This window comes from Spiroplasma sp. hyd1 (assembly GCF_016082235.1).
GTDB lineage: Bacteria > Bacillota_I > Bacilli_A > Mycoplasmatales > Mycoplasmataceae > Spiroplasma > Spiroplasma poulsonii.
Genome location: NZ_JXYY01000111.1, coordinates 1 through 1305 on the forward strand (window position 1 = coordinate 1; position 1305 = coordinate 1305).

General features: G+C 22.8%; 1 protein-coding gene. It reads left to right on the forward strand.

The genetic code is table 4. The features are described 5' to 3' along the window. The first annotated feature begins 110 nt into the window (after positions 1 to 110). Positions 111 to 1184, forward strand: a complete 1074-nt coding sequence (locus TS70_RS08770; protein ID WP_443028841.1) for an Mbov_0401 family ICE element transposase-like protein — start codon at positions 111 to 113, stop codon at positions 1182 to 1184. Positions 1185 to 1305: the final 121 nt, after the last annotated feature.

The window sequence follows — 1305 nt, forward strand, 5'->3', positions numbered from 1 at the left end:
GTTATAAATTTTGAGATGCAAGTGTATATAATAATAAAACAAAAAATTATGGAAAATGACGATTCAAGTGTCTTTTACTAGAGGATTTAAAATTTGAAAAATATCAAAAAATTACACATGATTTAAAAGAATTAATATTAACTAATGTAGCTGATGNAAAAAGAATTAAAGATATTAATGATATGATTCCAGTTAAAAGTCTTTCATATTCTTCAATAGCTAGATTAANTAATAAATTNGATCTTAATTTAGAAAATGCAAGTAATAATTTTNGCAATAAAACATCATCAAAATATATTTATATTGTTCTAGATGATACTTTTTTNTCTTTNAAAGAGAAAAATAAGAAGAAGAAATTTCGAATTCGGACAGCATTTTTTCATCAAGGTCATATGNCNGAANATGAAAGAGTTGGAAATTCAATTTTATTAAATAAAAGAGCTTATTGTAAATTATTAAGAACTGCTACAAATATTAATACATTAGAATATAGTGAAGAACTTTTCAAAGAAATGTCAAAATATTATAATATTACACCTGATACTCAATTTATTGTATGTGGAGATGGCGCTGATTGGATAAAAAATACTTCTCATTTTTTAAATGCAAAATATGTTTTAGATAAGTTTCATGCAATTAGAAGAATTGGAACAGTATTTAATTTAAAAAGTAAGTATGATAAATTACAGTTTAAAATTTGTAAAGGTCTTTTTAACAATGGAGAATATACAAAATTAATTACTCATTTAGAATACTTTAAAAATAAACCTAATTTAATTACTAAACAAAATAATTTATTAAATGTAATTAAATACTTAAAAAAACGTAAAGATGGAATTATTGCGTATAAACATGATTGATGTTTAAGCGCATGTGCGGAAGCATTAATATCGCATACAATAAAAGCACAATTAGGTCATGGGAATAAGATATATTCGTATGATTGATTTAGGAACATTTTAACCTTACGTGTAGCAAAAATTAATGGATTAAACTTAGTTAAAGAAATGTTTAATGAACAGCTTGAAAATAAAGACATTTCATTGGAAAATATAAAAATGGCTAAGTGAAATAATAATGTTAATAATTCATTATATGATCCTAAAAAGGGAGGGATTCCTGTAATGAATTATCGTACTACTAGTATTAGTAAAGTATTAAAAGAAATAATAGCAGTAAGATAGCAGTTAAAAAACCAGTAATCTTACAAAAAAAGAATATTTTAAAATATTCCCATTTTAGTATTCCCTTTTTTAAAGAAATGTGTTTTAATAANTGTGTAAATAAGATACTTTTAAATTAAGC